This is a genomic window from Rhodococcus sp. 06-462-5, from assembly GCF_002258315.1.
In the GTDB taxonomy this organism is placed as follows: Bacteria; Actinomycetota; Actinomycetes; order Mycobacteriales; family Mycobacteriaceae; genus Rhodococcoides.
The window spans coordinates 375,736-393,693 of record NZ_NOYD01000005.1; the positions used below are offsets into that span (position 1 = coordinate 375,736).

General features: G+C 64.9%; 21 protein-coding genes. 7 read left to right on the forward strand and 14 right to left on the reverse strand.

Translation table 11 applies throughout. The annotated features are described in order from the left end of the window. Positions 1-65 precede the first annotated feature (65 nt). On the forward strand, positions 66-296 hold the full coding sequence (locus tag CH251_RS27360) for a hypothetical protein (RefSeq protein WP_230596994.1): 231 nt from the start codon (positions 66-68) through the stop codon (positions 294-296). A 12-nt stretch (positions 297-308) separates the two neighbouring features. After that, complete coding sequence (locus tag CH251_RS03920; RefSeq protein ID WP_094611901.1) at positions 309-1,133, forward strand: CDP-alcohol phosphatidyltransferase family protein; 825 nt, start codon at positions 309-311, stop codon at positions 1,131-1,133. Here the strand turns inward: CH251_RS03920 and CH251_RS03925 are convergent. Further along, a complete protein-coding gene (locus CH251_RS03925; RefSeq protein WP_094611902.1) occupies positions 1,081-1,917 on the reverse strand; it encodes a YihY/virulence factor BrkB family protein in 837 nt (278 codons plus the stop codon). The two genes, CH251_RS03920 and CH251_RS03925, sit on opposite strands and share 53 nt — an antisense overlap. Before the next feature lie 39 nt (positions 1,918-1,956). After that, a complete protein-coding gene (locus CH251_RS03930) occupies positions 1,957-2,349 on the reverse strand; it encodes an OsmC family protein (protein WP_094611903.1) in 393 nt (130 codons plus the stop codon). Positions 2,350-2,562: 213 nt separating this feature from the next. On the opposite strand from CH251_RS03930, the gene CH251_RS03935 reads away from it, so the two are divergent. Next, the gene (locus CH251_RS03935) at positions 2,563-3,516 is read left to right on the forward strand and encodes a hypothetical protein (protein ID WP_094611904.1); all 954 of its coding nucleotides are present in this window, start codon (positions 2,563-2,565) and stop codon (positions 3,514-3,516) included. Between the two features lie 65 nt (positions 3,517-3,581). On the opposite strand, the gene CH251_RS03940 is transcribed toward CH251_RS03935, so the two are convergent. Then, positions 3,582-4,763, reverse strand: a complete 1,182-nt coding sequence (locus CH251_RS03940) for a zinc-dependent alcohol dehydrogenase (RefSeq protein ID WP_094611905.1) — start codon at positions 4,761-4,763, stop codon at positions 3,582-3,584. A 126-nt stretch (positions 4,764-4,889) separates the two neighbouring features. On the opposite strand from CH251_RS03940, the gene CH251_RS03945 reads away from it, so the two are divergent. Next, entirely contained in the window at positions 4,890-5,897 is a 1,008-nt protein-coding gene (locus CH251_RS03945; RefSeq protein ID WP_094611906.1) for an iron-containing redox enzyme family protein, read from the forward strand. Here CH251_RS03945 and CH251_RS03950 read toward each other — a convergent pair. Beyond that, positions 5,879-6,043, reverse strand: coding sequence for a CDGSH iron-sulfur domain-containing protein (locus CH251_RS03950; protein WP_094611955.1), 165 nt, complete (start codon positions 6,041-6,043; stop codon positions 5,879-5,881). The two genes, CH251_RS03945 and CH251_RS03950, sit on opposite strands and share 19 nt — an antisense overlap. 46 nt (positions 6,044-6,089) lie before the next feature. Continuing rightward, the gene (locus tag CH251_RS03955; RefSeq protein WP_094611954.1) at positions 6,090-6,776 is read right to left on the reverse strand and encodes a HemK2/MTQ2 family protein methyltransferase; all 687 of its coding nucleotides are present in this window, start codon (positions 6,774-6,776) and stop codon (positions 6,090-6,092) included. Positions 6,777-6,979: 203 nt separating this feature from the next. On the opposite strand from CH251_RS03955, the gene CH251_RS03960 reads away from it, so the two are divergent. Continuing rightward, a complete protein-coding gene (locus tag CH251_RS03960; RefSeq protein WP_143537928.1) occupies positions 6,980-7,402 on the forward strand; it encodes a hypothetical protein in 423 nt (140 codons plus the stop codon). Positions 7,403-7,446: 44 nt separating this feature from the next. Then, a complete protein-coding gene (locus tag CH251_RS03965; RefSeq protein ID WP_373454913.1) occupies positions 7,447-8,652 on the forward strand; it encodes an NAD(P)/FAD-dependent oxidoreductase in 1,206 nt (401 codons plus the stop codon). Here the strand turns inward: CH251_RS03965 and glsA are convergent. Beyond that, positions 8,608-9,855: a glutaminase A gene (gene glsA / locus CH251_RS03970; protein WP_094611909.1), complete on the reverse strand. Its 1,248-nt coding sequence runs from the start codon at positions 9,853-9,855 to the stop codon at positions 8,608-8,610. The genes CH251_RS03965 and glsA overlap by 45 nt on opposite strands. Before the next feature lie 115 nt (positions 9,856-9,970). Between glsA and CH251_RS03975 the strand changes: the two genes are divergently transcribed. Further along, a complete protein-coding gene (locus CH251_RS03975) occupies positions 9,971-10,969 on the forward strand; it encodes a fumarylacetoacetate hydrolase family protein (protein WP_179273642.1) in 999 nt (332 codons plus the stop codon). 4 nt (positions 10,970-10,973) lie between these two features. Here CH251_RS03975 and CH251_RS27765 read toward each other — a convergent pair whose 3' ends face one another. The 8 genes from CH251_RS27765 to CH251_RS04010 form a co-directional block, all read right to left on the reverse strand. Beyond that, complete coding sequence (locus tag CH251_RS27765; RefSeq protein ID WP_254923937.1) at positions 10,974-11,108, reverse strand: hypothetical protein; 135 nt, start codon at positions 11,106-11,108, stop codon at positions 10,974-10,976. Positions 11,109-11,258: 150 nt separating this feature from the next. After that, positions 11,259-13,439 (reverse strand): catalase/peroxidase HPI, encoded by a 2,181-nt coding sequence (gene katG / locus CH251_RS03980; RefSeq protein WP_256978794.1) that lies wholly within the window; start codon positions 13,437-13,439, stop codon positions 11,259-11,261. Between the two features lie 78 nt (positions 13,440-13,517). Next, positions 13,518-13,997 (reverse strand): Fur family transcriptional regulator, encoded by a 480-nt coding sequence (locus CH251_RS03985; protein ID WP_094611912.1) that lies wholly within the window; start codon positions 13,995-13,997, stop codon positions 13,518-13,520. A gap of 157 nt (positions 13,998-14,154) precedes the next feature. After that, positions 14,155-14,424 carry a metal-sensitive transcriptional regulator gene (locus tag CH251_RS03990; RefSeq protein WP_032397635.1) on the reverse strand — a complete coding sequence of 90 codons (270 nt, stop codon included), beginning with the start codon at positions 14,422-14,424 and terminating at the stop codon, positions 14,155-14,157. A 52-nt stretch (positions 14,425-14,476) separates the two neighbouring features. Continuing rightward, entirely contained in the window at positions 14,477-14,896 is a 420-nt protein-coding gene (locus CH251_RS03995; protein ID WP_094611913.1) for a DUF302 domain-containing protein, read from the reverse strand. 25 nt (positions 14,897-14,921) lie between these two features. Continuing rightward, entirely contained in the window at positions 14,922-17,075 is a 2,154-nt protein-coding gene (locus CH251_RS04000) for an MMPL family transporter (RefSeq protein WP_256978788.1), read from the reverse strand. A gap of 166 nt (positions 17,076-17,241) precedes the next feature. Continuing rightward, positions 17,242-17,706, reverse strand: coding sequence for a MarR family transcriptional regulator (locus tag CH251_RS04005; protein ID WP_094611914.1), 465 nt, complete (start codon positions 17,704-17,706; stop codon positions 17,242-17,244). A gap of 11 nt (positions 17,707-17,717) precedes the next feature. Continuing rightward, on the reverse strand, positions 17,718-17,958 hold a 241-nt coding region (locus CH251_RS04010), incomplete at its 5' end, for a biotin/lipoyl-containing protein (RefSeq protein WP_143537927.1).

Sequence of the window (17,958 nt, forward strand, 5' to 3'; positions counted from 1 at the left end):
CGATTGGTGGAAGAATATGTATCGGCGGTCGTCGGGGACGACGGAACAGCAAGGTCGGGTGGACGATGAACAGAACGCTGTATTCGATGCTCTGGATGATGGCGATCATCGCTCTCATCGCATTGATCTGGGGCACAGTCGGTTACGTGTACGCCGACGAACACCCGCTGCGCCGTGCGGCGTTCGTCGGTGGCGGAGTACTGATCTCGGGATGGCTCATCGTGCTCGCAGCCGTGGGCATCAAGATCTCGCGCCTGAAAGCGCGCCGCAGAGCGAGCAATTCCGAGAACGACTGACGACTCCGCGAGGTGCGGATTGAGAACGCCGTGGGCGGGTACTCCGCTTCGAAGTCTCGACGCGCAACAGCCGGTCACCTGCTCGTCGAGTTCCTCTCAGTCAGTGCCGAGCAAGGGTTCTCGATGGTCAATCAGCGCAGTACGTCGCAGCAACACGGAACGTCGGCACGGCCGGCGACTCGCGACGAGTATCTGTCGACGTGGTCGACGCTGCACAACGGCATCGATCCTTCCTCGTCCGCGTTGGTCTCGGGTTGGCTTCGCGTGGTGTATTCGCTGAGCGCGCCGCTGGTTCGCGCGTCCGTCTCCGCTCACGCCGTCACCCTCACCGCCGTGGTCGTGGCAGGGGCCGCAGTGGCGCTGTCGCGACCCGGTACCTCGGCACCGTTGATCGCCGCTGTACTGATCGTGATCTCCGGCCTGCTGGACGGTATCGACGGCGGGGTCGCGATGATCGGCCGTTCCCAATCTCAGTGGGGGTACCTGCTCGACACCGTCGCCGATCGCTGCAGCGACCTGCTGCTGTTGGCGAGCGGTCTCGCTCTGGGTGCCCCGATGCCGCTCGTCGTCGCGGTCGGCGTGGTGACGTTGCTGCACGAGATGGCCCGTGCCCGCGCGGTGGGTTCCGGCATCGAGGACGTCGGCTTCCTGACGATATGGGAGCGTCCCTCGCGGGTGATCGCGGCTGCGGTCACGGCGACGGTCGCCGGGGCAGCTCCGGCTGCTGCGGGCACGTCGGCGACCATCGGGATGTCGGTGACGTGCGCGCTCGCGGTCGTCGGGTTCACCCAGTTGATGTTCGGGTTGCATCGTCGAGCCGATCGAATTCGGCGGTGACCAGCCAGCCGGCGAGAGCCAGTACATGGAACACGAACATCCACAACATGATTGCGACCCCGCCGCCGATCGCGGTGAGGCCTCCGAACGGCGCACCCAGGTCCACCGGTATCGCCAGGAACAAGATGAATCCGTGTACGAATCCGGTGACGATGGACGAGGTGACGAGTGATCCGACGATCAGCGCCCGCCAGTTCACCGCGCGTGGCGCGATCACGCGATAGGTCCACGCCAAAGGGACAGACAGGATCACCCACAGGCAGTTGAAGCCGAGGAACACGCGCAGCGTCATGGCACCGATTCCGCCGCCCCCGGTCGACGCGTCGAGCAGCCGCGCGACGCAGAGGACCCCGGCCAGCAAGACCGGTGCGGCGGCGAAGAACGGCACCATCGCCAGCCGACCCCGCCAACCGGTGAACGACTCTCGCGTCGGAGCGAACCGCACGATGGCCCGGCGCAGGCCCTCCCCGTAGAACGTTGCGGGGAAGATCGCGATCAGGACACCGATCGGGCCGAGCTCGACTCCGGCCGTGGCCAATCCATTCACTGCCGCACGCGCGCCGAGGGCGTCGGGCAACAAGGCCGACATGGCGTCGAAACCGCCGCGTACCCAGTCCGCCGACACCAACAGGGTGCAGGCGCGAATCGTCAGCAGCAGCAGCGGTACCACCGCGATGACGGCGTAGAAGGTCAGGCCGCCCGCGATCAAGGTGGTGTCCTCGCGGGCGAACCCGGCTTTGATCGCGCCGACTCCCCGCGTTGCCCTGGTACGTATGGAGGTCATCTCGCGCGGGCACCGAGGAACACGCCGACCGTCACGGCATCATTCAAGGGTGATGTCCACTCCGTCGATGACCTTGAGAAACGGGCAGATCGAGGTTGCCTGCGCCAGTACTGCTTCGGCGTCGTCGGTGCCCGGCAGAGAGACCGCGAGAGCGAACGTCGCGTCGTAACCGGATGCGTCCGAGTCGGTGAGTACGACGGTGCCCTTCACGGCGAGGTCGTCGACGCTACCGCCGACGGTTCCGAGCGCGATACGCAGAGATTCGACCAGGCAGCTCGACAGTGCGGCGGCCATCAGTTGCTCGGGGTTGGTGTGCTCCCCCGGCCCTCCGAGTTGCTTCGGTTCTCGCACACCGAGGGACAGAACCCCGTCGTCGGAGGTGACTCCCGTGGCGGTGGCAGAGACAGTTGCTGTGTACAGCTCGGTGTTCATCGATGTCGGATGTCCACTCGGAACCCGATCGAAACCGGCGGAGTCCGCGCGCCCGGGTCGAGACCGATGGGTACGTGTCGATGTTCACACATCGGATACATCAGTTTGACCGAACCTACCGACGGGTAACGCTGCTGTCAGGGCCGAGCATCACGCTGTGACCCACAGGCATCGGCCAGAGAAAATCGACCACCCGACCGAAAGGGGAGCACCATGAGCACATCCACGTTGATCGCACAGTTGCGCATCGCACTGCAGCTGACGAACACGGAAATCCAGATCGCGGAAACTCGCGTCGTTCAGGCGCGCACCGAGGCGGTACGCAGGGAGTTGACCCAGAACGCCGCCAACGGCCGCGAGCGCGCGGCAGCCATCGAAGAAGCCCTTCGCGGACTCGGCGGACTGCCCGAACTCGTCGCACCGTTCCTGGGGCGCACACTCGCCGCAGTCAAGACGGTCGCGGAACAGGCACAGCCGTTCGACGAGGCTCTGCTGGGCGATCTCGCACTCGAGCAGCAGCTGCTGGGCCGCGCCAAGTACATCAAGGCACTGGCCACGGCAGCCGACGAGCCCACCGTCGTCGCACTGGCGACCCGGCTGGCCACAGCACACAGCGCAACGGTGGAATGGCTGGAGACGGTGCTCGCCGAAGACGCCCTCGGCGGACCCGCAGCGCTGCGTCGTACTCCGTTCCAGGCCGCCGCAGGCACCGCGGTCAAGATCGTCAACGCACCGGCAACGTGGTCGGCTCGCGGTCTCGACCGCGCACTGGACGCAGCTCGCGCCACCCCGGACCGCCTTGCCGCACTGCTGGGCCGCGGCGCACACGCAGGCGACGTGGCAGTCAAGACGCTGACGGCAAGTCGCGACGCAGCACTGGAGGCAGCCGAGGACGTCACTCGTAGCGAGGGAGTCGACACCGTCGCCGACGCGATCCACACCGCACGGTCGGCCAGCGGAACCCTGGACGCCGACGAGCTGCCGATCGCAGACTACGACGACCTGAACGTCTCGGACGCCGTCGCCGCCATCAAGGACCTCACGAACCCGACCGACGTTCGCACCGTCGTGACGTACGAAGAGGCACACAAGAACCGCCACGGAGTCGTGTCCGCAGGACAGACGCGCGTGGCAGCAATCGCCAAGGATGTCATCTCGATCGACTGACCTTTTGCGAATACCGATGCGGCCCGTGAACTTCCGGGCCGCATCGCTGTATTCGAAGCAGTTCGCTACGGCTTCAGCAACACCTTGATGGCACCATCCTGCTTCTTCTGGAAGATCTCGTATGCATGCGGAGCCTCCTCGAGCGACAGTTCGTGCGTGGCGAACGAGTCGACGCCGAGAGGATCGTCGTCTCCGAGCAACGGCATGATGTCGTCGACCCACTTCTTGATGTTCGCCTGCCCCATGCGGAGCTGAATCTGCTTGTCGAACATCGTCATCAGCGGCAGCGGATCGGCCATGCCGCCGTACACCCCGATGATCGAGATGGTGCCACCGCGGCGGACGATGTCGATTGCCGAGTACAGCGCGCCGAGTCGATCGACACCGGCCTTCTGCATCATCGGAGCGGCGACGGCGTCCGGGAGCATTCCAACGATCTGCTGGGCGAGTTTGCCGACCGGGGATCCGTGCGCCTCCATGCCCACCGCATCGATGACCGAGTCCGTGCCCCGGCCATCGGTCATCTCGCGGATGACGTCGCCGACGCCACCGCTGTGCTCGGCCAGGTTCACCGTCTCGATTCCCCGTGCCGCGGCGCGGGCGAGTCGCTCGGGAACGAGGTCGACGGCGATCACTCGCGCGCCCTTGTGCTGTGCGATGCGCGCTGCCATGTCTCCGATGGGCCCGAGGCCGAGAACGGTCACCGATCCCCCGTCGGGAATGGCCGCGTACTCGACCGACTGCCAGGCGGTGGGCAGTACGTCGGAGAGGTAGACGAATCGCGAATCCGGCGGTCCCTCCGGCACTTTGATGTGTGTGAACTGTGCCTGCGGGACGCGCAGGTACTCGGCCTGACCACCGGGAACCTGACCGTAGAGCTTGGAGAAGCCGAACAGTGCTGCGCCCATTCCCTGTTCGCGAACCTGTGTCGTCTCGCACTGGGTGTACAGGCTCGAATTGCACATGTAGCAGTGTCCGCAGGAGATCTGGAACGGAATGACCACTCGGTCTCCGACTGCCAGATCGCCTGTCTGCGAGCCGACTTCCTCGACGATGCCCATCGGCTCGTGGCCGAGGATGTCACCTTCGTCCATGAAGGCACCGAGTGTTTCGTACAGATGCAGGTCCGAACCGCAAATGTTGGTGGTCGTGATCTTCACGATCGCGTCCGTGGGCAGTTCTATCCGCGGATCGGGAACGGTGTCCACGCTGACTTTCCTCTTGCCTTGCCAGGTCACTGCGCGCATGTGGGGTCCTTCCGATGGAACGACTCCGAGGTTCGACGTCGTGCACTGCGCATTGCCTGTTGTGACAGGTCACAAACACACAGGCCGTCAGTGGTTGGTACCGGCCGGCAACGGGTAGCCACCACTATGACCGCGTTGTACTCAGTCGACCCGTCCACCGCTCGCTCTCCCGCACTGCCCACACCCTGTGGGCCGATTTCCGAGGCCGTCACTCGGTGCCTGGCCGCAGGTGAGCCCGACGGGACCACGATCGTGCCGACGCCGACCGATGTCGATCCCACGTCAAGAGACGTGCAACTGTCGCTTCTGATCTGTTACGAACTGCACTACCGCGGGTTCGAGGGTGTCTCCGACGCCTGGGAGTGGGACCCCGAACTCCTCCGACTACGAGCAGCGCTCGAGTCCGCGTTTCTGGCGTACATTCGCGAGAACGTGGAACCCGGCACCGACGCGGTTGCCGAGATGGACGCGCTGTCCGTCGAGGCGACCTCGGGATCCGGACCGTCGTGGTTCCTGCGCGACGAGGGGACATGGGAGCAGATGTGCGAGTACTTCGTGCACCGATCCGTTTATCACCTCAAGGAAGCCGATCCGCATGCCTGGGCCATTCCCCGATTGACGGGTCAGACCAAAGCGTCGTACGTGGCAGTCGAATTCGACGAGTACGGCGGCGGCAAGGGCGATCGCCTGCACCAGCATCTGTGGGCAAAATCGATGGTGGCCGCGAACCTCGATGCGTCGTACCTCGGCTACGTCGATCGCGTCCCGGCGCAGACACTGGCCTGGGTGAATCTCATGTCGCTGTTCGGATTGCACCGAGGGCTGCGCGGTGCAACCGTAGGCCACCTCGCGGCAACCGAGATCACCTCGTCGCCCGGCTCTCAGCGCTACGTTCAGGGACTGCGGCGGCTCGACGCCCCCGCGGCATGCATCGCGTTCTACGCCGAGCACGTCGAGGCCGACGCCGTACACGAGCAGGTGCTACGTCACGACGTGGTCGGAAGTCTTCTGCGCCACGAGCCCGAACTGGAGGCAGATGTGGTGTTCGGAATGCGTGCGCTGGATTTCGTCGAGAACGAACTCGCCGACCACGTGATGGGGCGATGGTCGGCCGGTCAGTCCTCGCTGGACTGAGGGGCTCGCATCTTCGCCCGATGGCTCGTGTCGCACAGTGGATAGTTCTTGCTACGCCGACACGTGCACACCGCGACGACGAAGCGATCCGATTCCACGCGCGTGCCGTCGTCGAGTTCGATGTTCACCGGTCCATCGATCAGCATCGGTCCACCGCGGACGATCCTCACCGTGGTGCGCACAGCTGCCGAGTCATCGCTTGTCGCCACGGACAACCACCAACTCCTCTGTTCGACGGCCCGGAGCCAGTACTCCACGCGCTTCGAGCCACTGCGCGCGGCGGTGCATCACGGGCCCGAAATCGATGGTGCGGCGGCTGACCTCGGTCACCGACAGTCCGCTGTCGGCGAGCATGTTCACGGTGCGTCGGGGTCCGGAGAACTCCGAGTGGACGACGAGCAACACCCCGCCCGGAGCCAGCAAGGACGCAGCGGCTCGGCAGAGCGGATCGAGCACCATCCGGCCGTCCTCGCCTGCGTCCCAGGCACGGTACAGCCCCATTCCGGTCGGCACGACCTCGGACGGGACGTAGGGAGGATTGCAGAGCACCACATCGAACGATTCCAGCTCGGCGGCCTCGGCCAGCGATCCCATCCGGACGTCCACCTCGACCCCTACCGAGCGCGCGTTGCGCTGGGCACAGTCGACTGCGCGGGGCGAGATGTCGAACGCCACCACCTCACGCGCGCCCAGCAGCGCAGCAGTGATGGCCACGGCACCACTGCCGGTGCACATGTCCAGTACTCGCGCGCCGGGAACGATGCCCGTCGTTGCGGCGATGTCGCACAGCAGAAGCGAATCCTCCTGTGGTTCGTACACTCCCGGATCGGCGTGCACCGAGGTCAGGGTTCGAACGTGATCGGATTCGGCTGTCGTCATCGGCGTGCCTCCCACGGTGTAGCGATCGTCCTCGTATTCCCGTCGAGCCCGCAGTCAAACCCGTTGCCGTTTCGAGGCTTACGAACACCCCACCCCGGGTAGTCGTGTGAAGCGTGGTTGAGGAGTAGCCCGCGATCCCCGTATGTCGACTGTCGACTCCCCCGTGCGCCGGGCGAGGAGTTCGACTGCTCAGGAGTGTGTTCATGATCGTCGTACCGTCCATTACGTCCCCGCTCGCGGAAGTGATTCCGTCGCTGACCGACTCGCACAGCCTCGACACCGAGATGACACTGTCGGTCGACGAGAGCGCAGGTGCCGACATCGTCGTACGAGTGATCGGCACGATCGGTGACTCGGACGTTCCCGTTCTGGCCGAAACGCTCGGTGAGGTCGCCGAGCGCGGGCGAGCGTTGATCCTCGACCTGTCGTCGGTGACAGGCGTCGCCGCAGGTGTCCGCTCCGTGCTCGACGCCACCGCGATCCGGCTGGGACGGTGGAATCAGCAACTGGCAGTGGTGCTTTCACCAGATCTGCAGCGGTCCGTCATCGGTCTCGTACCGGAGCGAGTCGAGGTCCGTCGGTCGACGACCGAGTCCGTGGTGGCACCGACAGCAGACACTCGATGATCCGTTCGGCGACGGCAAGGGCACCCGCCGATTCGCGAGAGGTGTTGTCAGTGCTCACCCCTGACACGACCTACGACGTGCTGGTCGTCGGCGGAGGCAATGCAGGCATCAGCGCGGCTGCGCGACTGCTGAAGAAGGGCATCTCCGACGTCGCGGTCATCGAGCCCAAGCAGGTGCACACCTATCGTCCTCTGCTGTCGTACGTGGGCTCGGGTCAGGCAGCGCTGACCGAGGCGGAGCGCACGCAGCGTTCGGTGATTCCGACCGGATGCGTCTGGCTGGAAGACTCGGCGACAGCGATCGACCCGGTGAATCGCCTGGTGCGATGTGCGTCGGGTACGGAATACGGCTACCGCGATCTGGTGCTCGGTCAGGGTCTCGTCGTCGACACCGACGCGCTGCCCGGGGTGTGGGCTGCACTCCGATCCCCCGCTGTCGCCAGCAACTACCTCGACCGAGCCGAACGCACCTGGCAACTGGTACGCGATCTGCCTGCCGGCAGCAGTGCGGTGTTCACCGTGCCGCGCCCGCCGGTCGGGTGCACCGGCACCACACTCAAGCCGTTGTTTCTAGCCGCAGACCACTGGACCCGTACCGGCCGTATGCCGGACATCGACATCACGCTGGTGGTCGATCGTCATCGACTGTTGGGTGTGCGCGAGCTCGACGCCATCGTCGTCGGCCGACTACGCGAGCTCGGCGTGCGCATCCTCCCCCGCACCGCGGTGACGGCTCTGCATCCGGAGAGCGGACACATCACCGTCACGGACCACGACGGTGTCGACGAGCGCATCGGCTACGACATGCTGCACCTCGTACCGCCGTTCCGCGGTCCGACGTGGCTGGAGGAATCGAACCTGACCGGGTCTGTGCCGCACGGTGTCGTCGACATCGACGCTCGAACTCTGCGCCACCGGGTGTATCCGGAGGTCTGGGCCGCGGGTGACGGCGCAGCAATCGACACCGACTCCTCGGGTGGCGCACTGCGCAAGCAGATCTCGATTCTCGTCGACAATCTGATCGCAGCGCGAAGCGGTAAACCGTTGTCGGAGTACGACGGCTACACCGTTGCCCCCATCGCCGTCGGCGCACACAGCTTGATCGCCGCCGAGTTCGACCGCACCGGGACCCTGACGCCGTCGTTGCCGTCGTTCGTCGATTCGCTGAAGCCGAGGCGCTCCGCCTGGGCCTTCGACCGATACGGCCTACCGCTGTCCTACTGGAACATGATTCTCGCCGGCCGACTCTGACCGGTCGGGCGACTCCATGAACCTGTCAGGGTCGTGAGCGACGACCCCATGTCCGTCGCCTTCCAGGGCGCGAAACGCATCGCGCAGGAGCCGTCGAGCCGCGCCGTCGATGGCACGTACCTCACTGAAATCAACCTTTGTACAAGTACTTTCGCCGAAACCGTCGACCAACCGAGACGTGACCGCCTCTGCACCTGCGAACCGAAGATCGCCCTGTAGCTCCACGGTCGTCACGCCGTCCGCCTCGGTCACGCTGCGGATGGCCGATTCACCGCTGGGCGCGACGTGCATCATGTGCAGGCCCAGATCGCGCGAGAGTCTCTCGAACACCGCCACCCCGCGCACACTGTTGCCGTGCTCGTTCAGTCTGGGTGAGACGACGGCAATGCCCACTTGACCCGGCAACACACCGATGATCGCGCCGGCCACCCCGCTCTTGGCGGGTATGCCCACGGTCGCGAGCCAGCTGCCACTGCCGTCGTACATTCCACAGGTCGCCATGACCGCCAGTACGTGGCGATCGATCGCCGAGTCGAGTACCTGTTCACCCGTCCGAGGATCTTTGCCGCCGTTCGCCATCACCGCGGCGATCCGGGCCAGGTCGTTACAGGTCACGGTCACCGCGCACTGACGCGCATAGCCGTCGACGACATCGGCCGGTTCGGCTCCGAGGTGGCCGACCGACTTCAGTAGGTGCGCGATCGCGGTGTTCCGGTCGTCGGATTCCAGTTCGGCCTCGTACACCTGACGGTCGACGGAGAGTTCGCGGCCGGCCATCGCGCTCAGAAGGTCCGCCATTCGCCCCGCCCGCTCTTCGCTCCCGTGGCCTCGAATCATCGAATGCACCGCCAGCGCACCGGCATTGATCAACGGGTTCCGTGGTCTTCCGGTCTCCGCTTCCAGCGATATCTCGTTGAACGAATCGCCCGACGGTTCGACGTCGACGGCCTCGAGCACCGCCTCGATGCCGTTGTCCTCGATGGCGAGCGCGTACGCGACCGCTTTGGCTATCGATTGGATCGAGAATTCGGTGTCGGTATCGCCCGCTCCGTGCAGCGATCCCCCGACGGTGGCGAGGGCGACCGCGAACGTGTCGGGATCCGCCGAGGCCACCACCGGGTTACCCTCGGTCACGGTCCCGCCGTCGAACGCTCGGCAGTCCTCCAACACGGACGCGAGGTATTCGGGAACAGGCGATCTCATGTGTCCACGCTAGTCCTCGACGAACAGGCCTTGACATCACGGCCGTACTGCCGCTTACACTCCTGGTTCCTCAACCGTTGTAGGGCCCCCTCCCGCAAAGATCGGATTACCTGACGTGCGATTGCGACGCCTGATCGCTGCCGACTCGACAGATCGTCTGGCCGTGTACGCACCCGAATCCGGTGCCTGGGTCGATCTCGATGCCGCAGTGTCGACGCTGGGTGCCGACGAGGCTCTGCGCCCACTCACCCGCACCGTGCTCGGGTTTCTCGATGCCGGCGAACGCGCACGCGACTCGGCGTCGGCCGTGGTGCAGCGCGCGGTGTCCGAGGGAGTCGCGGTGGTGGACCGACCGGCACCGACGCTGCCGGTGGTGCCGGCGTCGCTTCGGTGCTTCCTGGGCTGGGAGGCGCACTGGGATCTGGCTGCGCACAACCTGGTTCGCCGCAACCTCCCGAAAGCGGTCCCCTTCATCCGCGGGTTCGAAGCGGTCACACGGTCGACGTTCCCTGCACTCCGTCCAGGGCCGGGATTCGACGACCATCCGGTCTACTACACGGGCAATCACCTCACCGTCGTCGCCGACGAAGCTCCGGTCGAGTGGCCGTCCTACAGCCGGGCACTGGATTTCGAGCTCGAGTTCGGAGCCGTGGTGACCAGGCCCGTTCGCGATGTGTCCGAGCGAGAGGCCGCCGCTGCGATCGGCGGGTTCGTGGTGTTCGACGACATCAGCGCCCGCGATACCCAGTGGGAGGAACAGCGCCGCACCCCGTTCGGCCCGGTGGTCAAGACCAAGACCTTCGCCAGCTCCATGGGAGCCGATATCGTCACCGCCGACGAGGTGGCACCGTATCTGGATTCGTTGACGGCCACCGTCACGGTCAACGACGAACTGTGGTCGACGACCGGCACCGCAGGCATGCGGTACTCGGTCGGAGAATCTCTCGCGTACGCCAGTCGCGGCGAAAGCGTCTACCCCGGTGAGTTGTTGACCTCCGGCACGCTTCCCCGCGGATGCGGCCTCGAACTCGAACGCTGGATAGCTCCGGGCGATCGCGTCGAACTGAGCATCGAACGAATCGGTTCGGTCACCAATACGATCGGGACTCGCTGACGATTCAGCGCTCGATGTCGGACTTGTCGGTGGAGGCATCCTGGAACATCTCGAGGAACGACCCGAAGCCGGATGCTCCCTTGCGTGATTCGTCCATGTTGTGGTCGACGGCTCCTGCCGCCCCCTCGTCGTGTGTCATGCCCCGAGCTTGCCGCTCGCACATTGCAGCGAGCCGGGGGCCGAGGACACGAATTGGCAACGAAAGATAACGGACCGATAACGACGAACTCGAAGCTATGGATGGATCGAGCACGGTTTCCATCCATAACTTCGAGTTCGGTAGAGAAGATCAGGCCAGCTCGAACCGATCGAGCATCATGACCTTGTCCCAGGCAGCGACGAAGTCCGCAACGAACTTGTCCTTGGCGTCGTCGCAGGCGTAAACCTCAGCGAGAGCGCGCAATTCGGAGTTCGATCCGAACACCAGGTCGTTGCGGGTTCCGGTCCACTTCGTCTCACCGGTCGCCGCATCCTTGGCCTCGTAGATGCCGTCCTCCGCGGCGGGGACCCATTCGGTGCCCATGTCGAGGAGGTTGACGAAGAAGTCGTTGGTGAGCGTTCCGACCTTGTCGGTCAGGACGCCGTGCGACGACTTTCCGAAGTTGGCTCCGAGCACACGCAGTCCGCCGACGAGCACGGTCATCTCGGGTGCACTGAGCGACAACAGATTTGCGCGGTCGACCAGGGAGTACTCAGCCGGAAGCTTCTGACCCTTGCCCAGGAAGTTACGGAAACCGTCCGCCTTGGGCTCGAGGTCGGAGAACGAATCGACGTCCGTCTGCTCCTGCGTCGCATCCATGCGGCCCGGGGTGAACGGAACGCTGACTCCGGCCGCCTTCTCCAGTGCAGCAACGCCACCGAGGACGACGAGGTCGGCGAACGAGACCGTTCCGGAGAACGACTGCTGGATGCCTTCGAGCACGCGGATGACCTGTGCGAGCTCATCGGGTTCGTTGACCTCCCAGCCTGCCTGCGGCTGCAGACGCAGACGGCCACCGTTGGCACCGCCGCGCTTGTCGCTGACGCGGAACGACGACGCCGCGGCCCACGCAGCCGAAATCAGCTGATCCTGAGTCAGTTCGGAGTCGAGGATCGTCTGCTTGAGCTCGGCGATCTGTGCTTCACCGATCAGCTCGTGATCGACGGCCGGGATCGGGTCCTGCCAGAGCAGGGTCTCCGAGGGAACCTCGGGGCCGAGGTAGCGCGAGACGGGTCCCATATCGCGGTGGGTGAGCTTGAACCAGGCCTTCTGGAACTCTTCTGCGAGCTCCTCGGGGTGGTCGAGCCAGCGACGGGTGATCTGCTCGTAGATCGGGTCGACACGCATCGCGATGTCGGAGGTCAGCATCGACGGGTGGCGACGCTTGGTGGGATCGGCGGGGTCGGGAACGAGATCTGCGCCCTCACCGTTCTTCGGACGCCACTGGTGCGCGCCTGCGGGGCTCTTGTAGAGCTCCCACTCGAATCCGTACAGCGTCTCGAGGAAGCTGTTGTCCCACTGGGTGGGGGTTGGCGTCCAGATGACCTCGAGGCCACTGGTGATCGCGTCCGCACCGACACCGCTCTGGTAGCTGTTCTTCCAGCCGAGGCCCATCTGCTCGATGGGTGCACCCTCGGGCTCGGCACCGATGTGCTCGTCGGGATCAGCTGCACCGTGCGTCTTGCCGAACGTGTGCCCACCGACGGCCAGTGCCGCGGTCTCGATGTCGTTCATGGCCATCCGGCCGAAGGTCTCGCGGATGTCCAGCGCGGACTGCACGGGGTCCGGGTTGCCGTTGGGGCCCTCGGGGTTGACGTAGATCAGACCCATTTGCACTGCGGCAAGCGGGTTCTCGAGGCTCGTACGATCACCGTCGTAGCGCTCGTCGCCCAGCCAGGTCTGCTCCGGGCCCCAGTAGACGTCCTCGTCCGGCTCCCAGGCGTCGACGCGTCCGCCGGCGAAACCGTAGGTGGGCAGACCCATCGATTCGATGGCGACGTTGCCGGTGAGCACGATGAGGTCGGCCCAGGAGAGCTTGCGGCCGTACTTCTGCTTGATCGGCCAGATCAGCCGGCGAGCCTTGTCAAGGCTGGCGTTGTCCGGCCAGCTGTTCAGAGGGGCGAAGCGCTGCATGCCCGCTCCGGCGCCGCCGCGTCCGTCCTGCTTGCGGTAGGTGCCCGCGGCGTGCCACGCCATGCGGATGAAGAAGGGGCCGTAGTGACCGAAGTCGGCAGGCCACCAGGGCTGCGAGTTGGTCATGAGGGCTTCGATGTCGCGCTTGACCTCGGCGAGATCGAGGGAGTTGAACTCGGCGGCATAGTCGTAATCGGCACCCATCGGGTCGCCGACGGCCGGATTCTTCTTGAGAATCTTGAGGTTCAGAGCCTTGGGCCACCACTCGCGGTTGCTACCGCCCTCGACGGGCATCGGCATCGAGTCGTGCATGACGGGACACTTGCCACCCGACTCCTGTGGCTGATCCTCGTTCATCTCTTTTTCGCGTGTTGTGTGATCTTCTGACACGTGCTTCCTTCCAAGGTGTGACGATCGGGCTGTGATCGAGGTCGGTCACGAACTGTGCTGTGTCCGTGAACCGGGAGGGAACGAAACAGGAGCTGTCGACTGCCCTCGAGCAGTCGAACACTGTGCGCAGAAGCCCCAGTAGATGACTTCCGCCTCGTCGATCGTGAAACCGACGGAGTCCGATGCGGTGAGACACGGCGTTTCGCCGACCGCGCAGTCCACGTCGGCGATGACGCCGCAGGAGCGGCACACCGCGTGGTGGTGATTGTCGCCGACACGAGATTCGTACCGAGCAGGAGATCCTGCCGGTTCGATTCGCCGCACCAGGCGCGCCGCGGTCAACGCATTGAGCACGTCGTACACGGTTTGCCGCGACACCTCGGGCAGCACCGATCGCACGAGTCCGAGGATCGTGTCGGTGTCTGCATGAGGATTGGATCCGACGACCTCGAGCACTGCGACCCTGGGACGGGTCACGCGCATGTCGGCGGTGCGTAACAGCTCCGCGTACGGTGAGATCGGCATCACAGCAATACTATCCTCCGCTTTTCTGGACAAAGTCAAGTATGCAACCGAATTCGCCGAATGTCGACCTGAACATCGCACAACAGCGCCGTCACCGAGCAATCGCGACCCCCACTGTTCGCTCTCCCTACACCCCTTGGTCGGATTCGGGACGGGATCAGGCCAGTGCCAGGAACAGCTTCTCCAGTTCGGCCTCGGTCATCGGCTCCTTCTCGCCCGCACTCTCACCCGTCATGCATTCACGCAGGCCGGTTGCCACGATCTTGAATCCGGCCTTGTCCAGCGCTCTGGAGACAGCAGCGAGCTGGGTGACCACGTCCTTGCAATCGCGTCCGTTCTCGATCATCCCGATCACGCCGGCAAGCTGACCGTGCGCACGCTTGAGCCGGTTCAATACCAGTGCGATGCTGTCTTCGTCGCCGATCATGTCGATCCCCTCGATGGTTGTGGTGGTGAACCCGATGGTACCCCCGGGGGCATCAAGCGGGATCGGATCCGGTACCGCCCAGTGCCGCGATCGCCGCCTGCAGTTTCTCGGTGGCCTCGGAGGCGACCGCACCCAACTCGGGCTCACCCGTGACCTCGACCATGATGGCCGGATTCATCGCCTCGACGACGACGGATCCCGCTACTGCCGTGTTCTCGCGGACCACCACGTTGCACGGCAACAGCAGACCGATCTGCTTCATCACTCCGACGGCGCGATGAGCAAGTCCCGGGTTGCATGCCCCGAGAATCACGTAACGCTCCATGTCCTCGCCGAGCTTGGCTTTCAGGGTGGCCTGCATGTCGATTTCGGTGAGAACTCCGAATCCTTGCTCCGACAACGCCTTTCTGGTGCTGTCGATCGCAGTGTCGAAATCGGTGTCGGTCAGCGTGGTGGACAATGCGATGTTCATGGTGACTCCTCGGAGAATTGTTGTGTCAGTGCGAAAAGCGAATGGAGGGCAGCACCGCGCGTAACCATGCCGGCGACCACCACGCACCGTGTCCGGTCAGCCGTAGCAGGACCGGAAGCAGCACAAGTCGAACGAGGAACGCGTCGAGCAGTACCGCAACGCCGAGGATGATGCCCATCTCCTTCGGGGGCAACGGATCCGACAGTGCGAATGTGAAGAACACTGCCACCATCACCGCCGCGGCAGCAAAGATGACTCGCCCCGAGTGAGCCAAGCCGTCGACCTGGGCGACCTTGGAATCACCGGTGCGCTCGTAGTGCTCCTTGGCGGTGGCCAGCAGGAACACCGTGTAGTCCATGGCGATGGCGAAGATCATCGCGAAGAAGAACACCGGGCCCCAGCCGTCCAGGAATCCCTGCGGGGTGAAACCGAGCAGTGACGCGCCGTGGCCTTCCTGGAAGACCAACTGGGCGACTCCGAAGGCCGCCGCCGTGGACAGCAGGCTCACCAGAGTGCCGAGCAGCGCGATCAGCGGAGCCTGCAGCGCGACCAGAAGCAGCACGAACCCGAGGACCAGGATGATCCCGACGACGATCGGCAGGTAGTCGTTCAGAGCCTGCTGAAGGTCCAGGTTCTCCGCGGGCGCTCCGCCGACGAGTGCCGAATCGGGCAGCGTGGATCGCAGATCGGCGACAATGGCACCCATCGATTCGTCGGACGGATCCACCGACGGAATTGCTTGCAGCAGAGCAAATCCCGAACCGTCAGCCGCACTCTGCGGCGGCGTCACCATCGAGATCCCGTCCACCCCGGCCGCGGCGGTCGCGGTGCCGAGAGCATCGGCGTCGGGAACCACGATCTGCAGCGCTCCCGGTGCACCCGGCCCGAACTGGGCCTGTACTAGCTCGTAGCCCTGGCGCACCGGTGCGTCCTCCGGCACAACCGCAATCGACGGCATCGCCACCTTCAATCCGAGCACCGGAAGCGCCAGGGCGATCAGAATTCCCATGGAGACCACGGCGAACGGCCACGGGTGCTTGTGCAACAACTCGCCCCAGGCCGCGAACTTCGGGGATCGATGCTCCTGCCGCTCGGCGTACGGCAACGAGGCGGCATTGACCTTGGAGCCGAGCGCACCCAACGCCGCAGGCAGCAGCGTCATGGTCGCCAGCAACACGAAGGCGACGGCCAGCATGATTCCGACAGCCATGGTGCGCACCGCAGGCGCGGGGACGAGCAGCACGGCGGACAGACTCACCAGCACCGTCAGCCCGGACAACACGACGGCTTTGCCTGCGGTGTCCATGGTCTCGGCCACTGCCGCCCGAGGGTCTGCGTTACGCAACGCGTCGCGGAATCGAGCGACGATGAACAGCGCGTAGTCGATTCCCAGCGCGAGCGCGAACATCATCGCGAAGTTCATGGCCCACACAGAGATCGGCGTGACTCCGTTGAGCAGAACGAGACCACCAGCGGATGCGACGAGTCCTGCAACGGTGAGCAGCAGCGGCAATCCGGCGGCGACGAGTGATCCGAACGCAAGCACCATGATCGCCAATGTGACCGGCCACGAGAACAATTCGGCTTGGATCATCGCGTCGTGGTTCGCCTTGTTGAAGTCCGACCACAGGGCCGACGAACCGGTGGGGTACACCTCGATTCCGTCGGTCGAGAGCGCGGTCAACCGCTCCTTCACATCGTCGACGGCTTCGACCATCTCGTCGGTCGTGCCGTTCGCCCCGGCGATGACGATGCCGGTTCGGCCGTCCGGGCTGATCGTCATCCCCGGTTGCGGCGCAACGACGTCCCCGAACCTGTTGTCTCCGGCGAACACATCGGACACGTCGGCAATCACGTTCTGAACAGCGGGATCGGTGATGGGTTCCGCGTCGGAGTGGACGACCACCTGCACCGCGGCGGAGGAATTACCGCCGAAGTGCTGCTGGGCCAATTCTCGAACCTGAACGGATTCGGATCCGTTCGCCTGCCATCCCGCTCCGGCGAGGGACGAGAACACCGAGGGCGCAAACGAACCGAGGCCGACGAGCGCGATGAGCCACACACCGAACACCCAACGTCGGTGGGTCACCATCGAGCCGCCCGCGCGGCCGAGTAGGCCCGGCTCGGCCACAGGCCGATCATCCGGTGGACGAAGAACTTCGGCATCACGCAGCGACATTGTGCTCCTATACGGGTGGGGGTATCGAACAGGGCAGACGGCACCCCGGATCGATCGAACGTTCCCACCATCGCACATACCCAAGGGGGTATGCAAGTACCCCTGGGGGTATCAGCCCAGGGGTACTTGCATTCAGAGCCGAAGGCCCGGCGTTGTCACCCGCCGGTCAGCGCCGACCGTTCCACTGCTTCTCGATGCCGCGCAACACCTCGAGCGTCCGAGCAGAATCGGCATCGACCGCCATCCTCGACCGAGCGCGTTCGAGCGCACGCTCGGCCCGAGTGACCGCACGATGCCCCGAGTCGGTGGCCTCGACCATGTACTGCTGCCGATTTCGCGGATTGACGCTCCGCACCAGCAGCCCCGACTCGACGAGGCTGGCCGTCGTGGCGGTGATACTCGTCCGGTGCCGCACCAACTCCCGCGAGAGCGCACTGTAAGACATCGGCCCTCGCCTGGACACCAGTTCAAGCACCTCGTACCTCGCCCAGCTCAGCCCCTGCGCGTCCAGTGCCTCCGCCAGACGAACCCGCGCGGCCGACGCCATGCGTAGCACCGTGGACACGATTTCGAGCTCGGTGGAGTGCACTGGAGAGGTACCACCGTCGAACGATTCAGCGAGGGCAGTCATCGGACACTCCCCTACTTGATCTCTGCGAGGACGGTGCCTTGAGTGATGGCGTCGCCTGCGCTCACGGTCAGGCCGGTGATGGTGCCTGCTTTGTGGGCGTTGACGGGGTTTTCCATTTTCATCGCTTCCAGGACGGCGATGAGGTCCCCGGCTTCGACGCTCTGGCCTTCGTCGACGGCGACCTTGACCACGGTGCCCTGCATCGGTGCGGTCACCGCGTCACCGGAGGCCGCGCCGGCTCCGGCACCACCA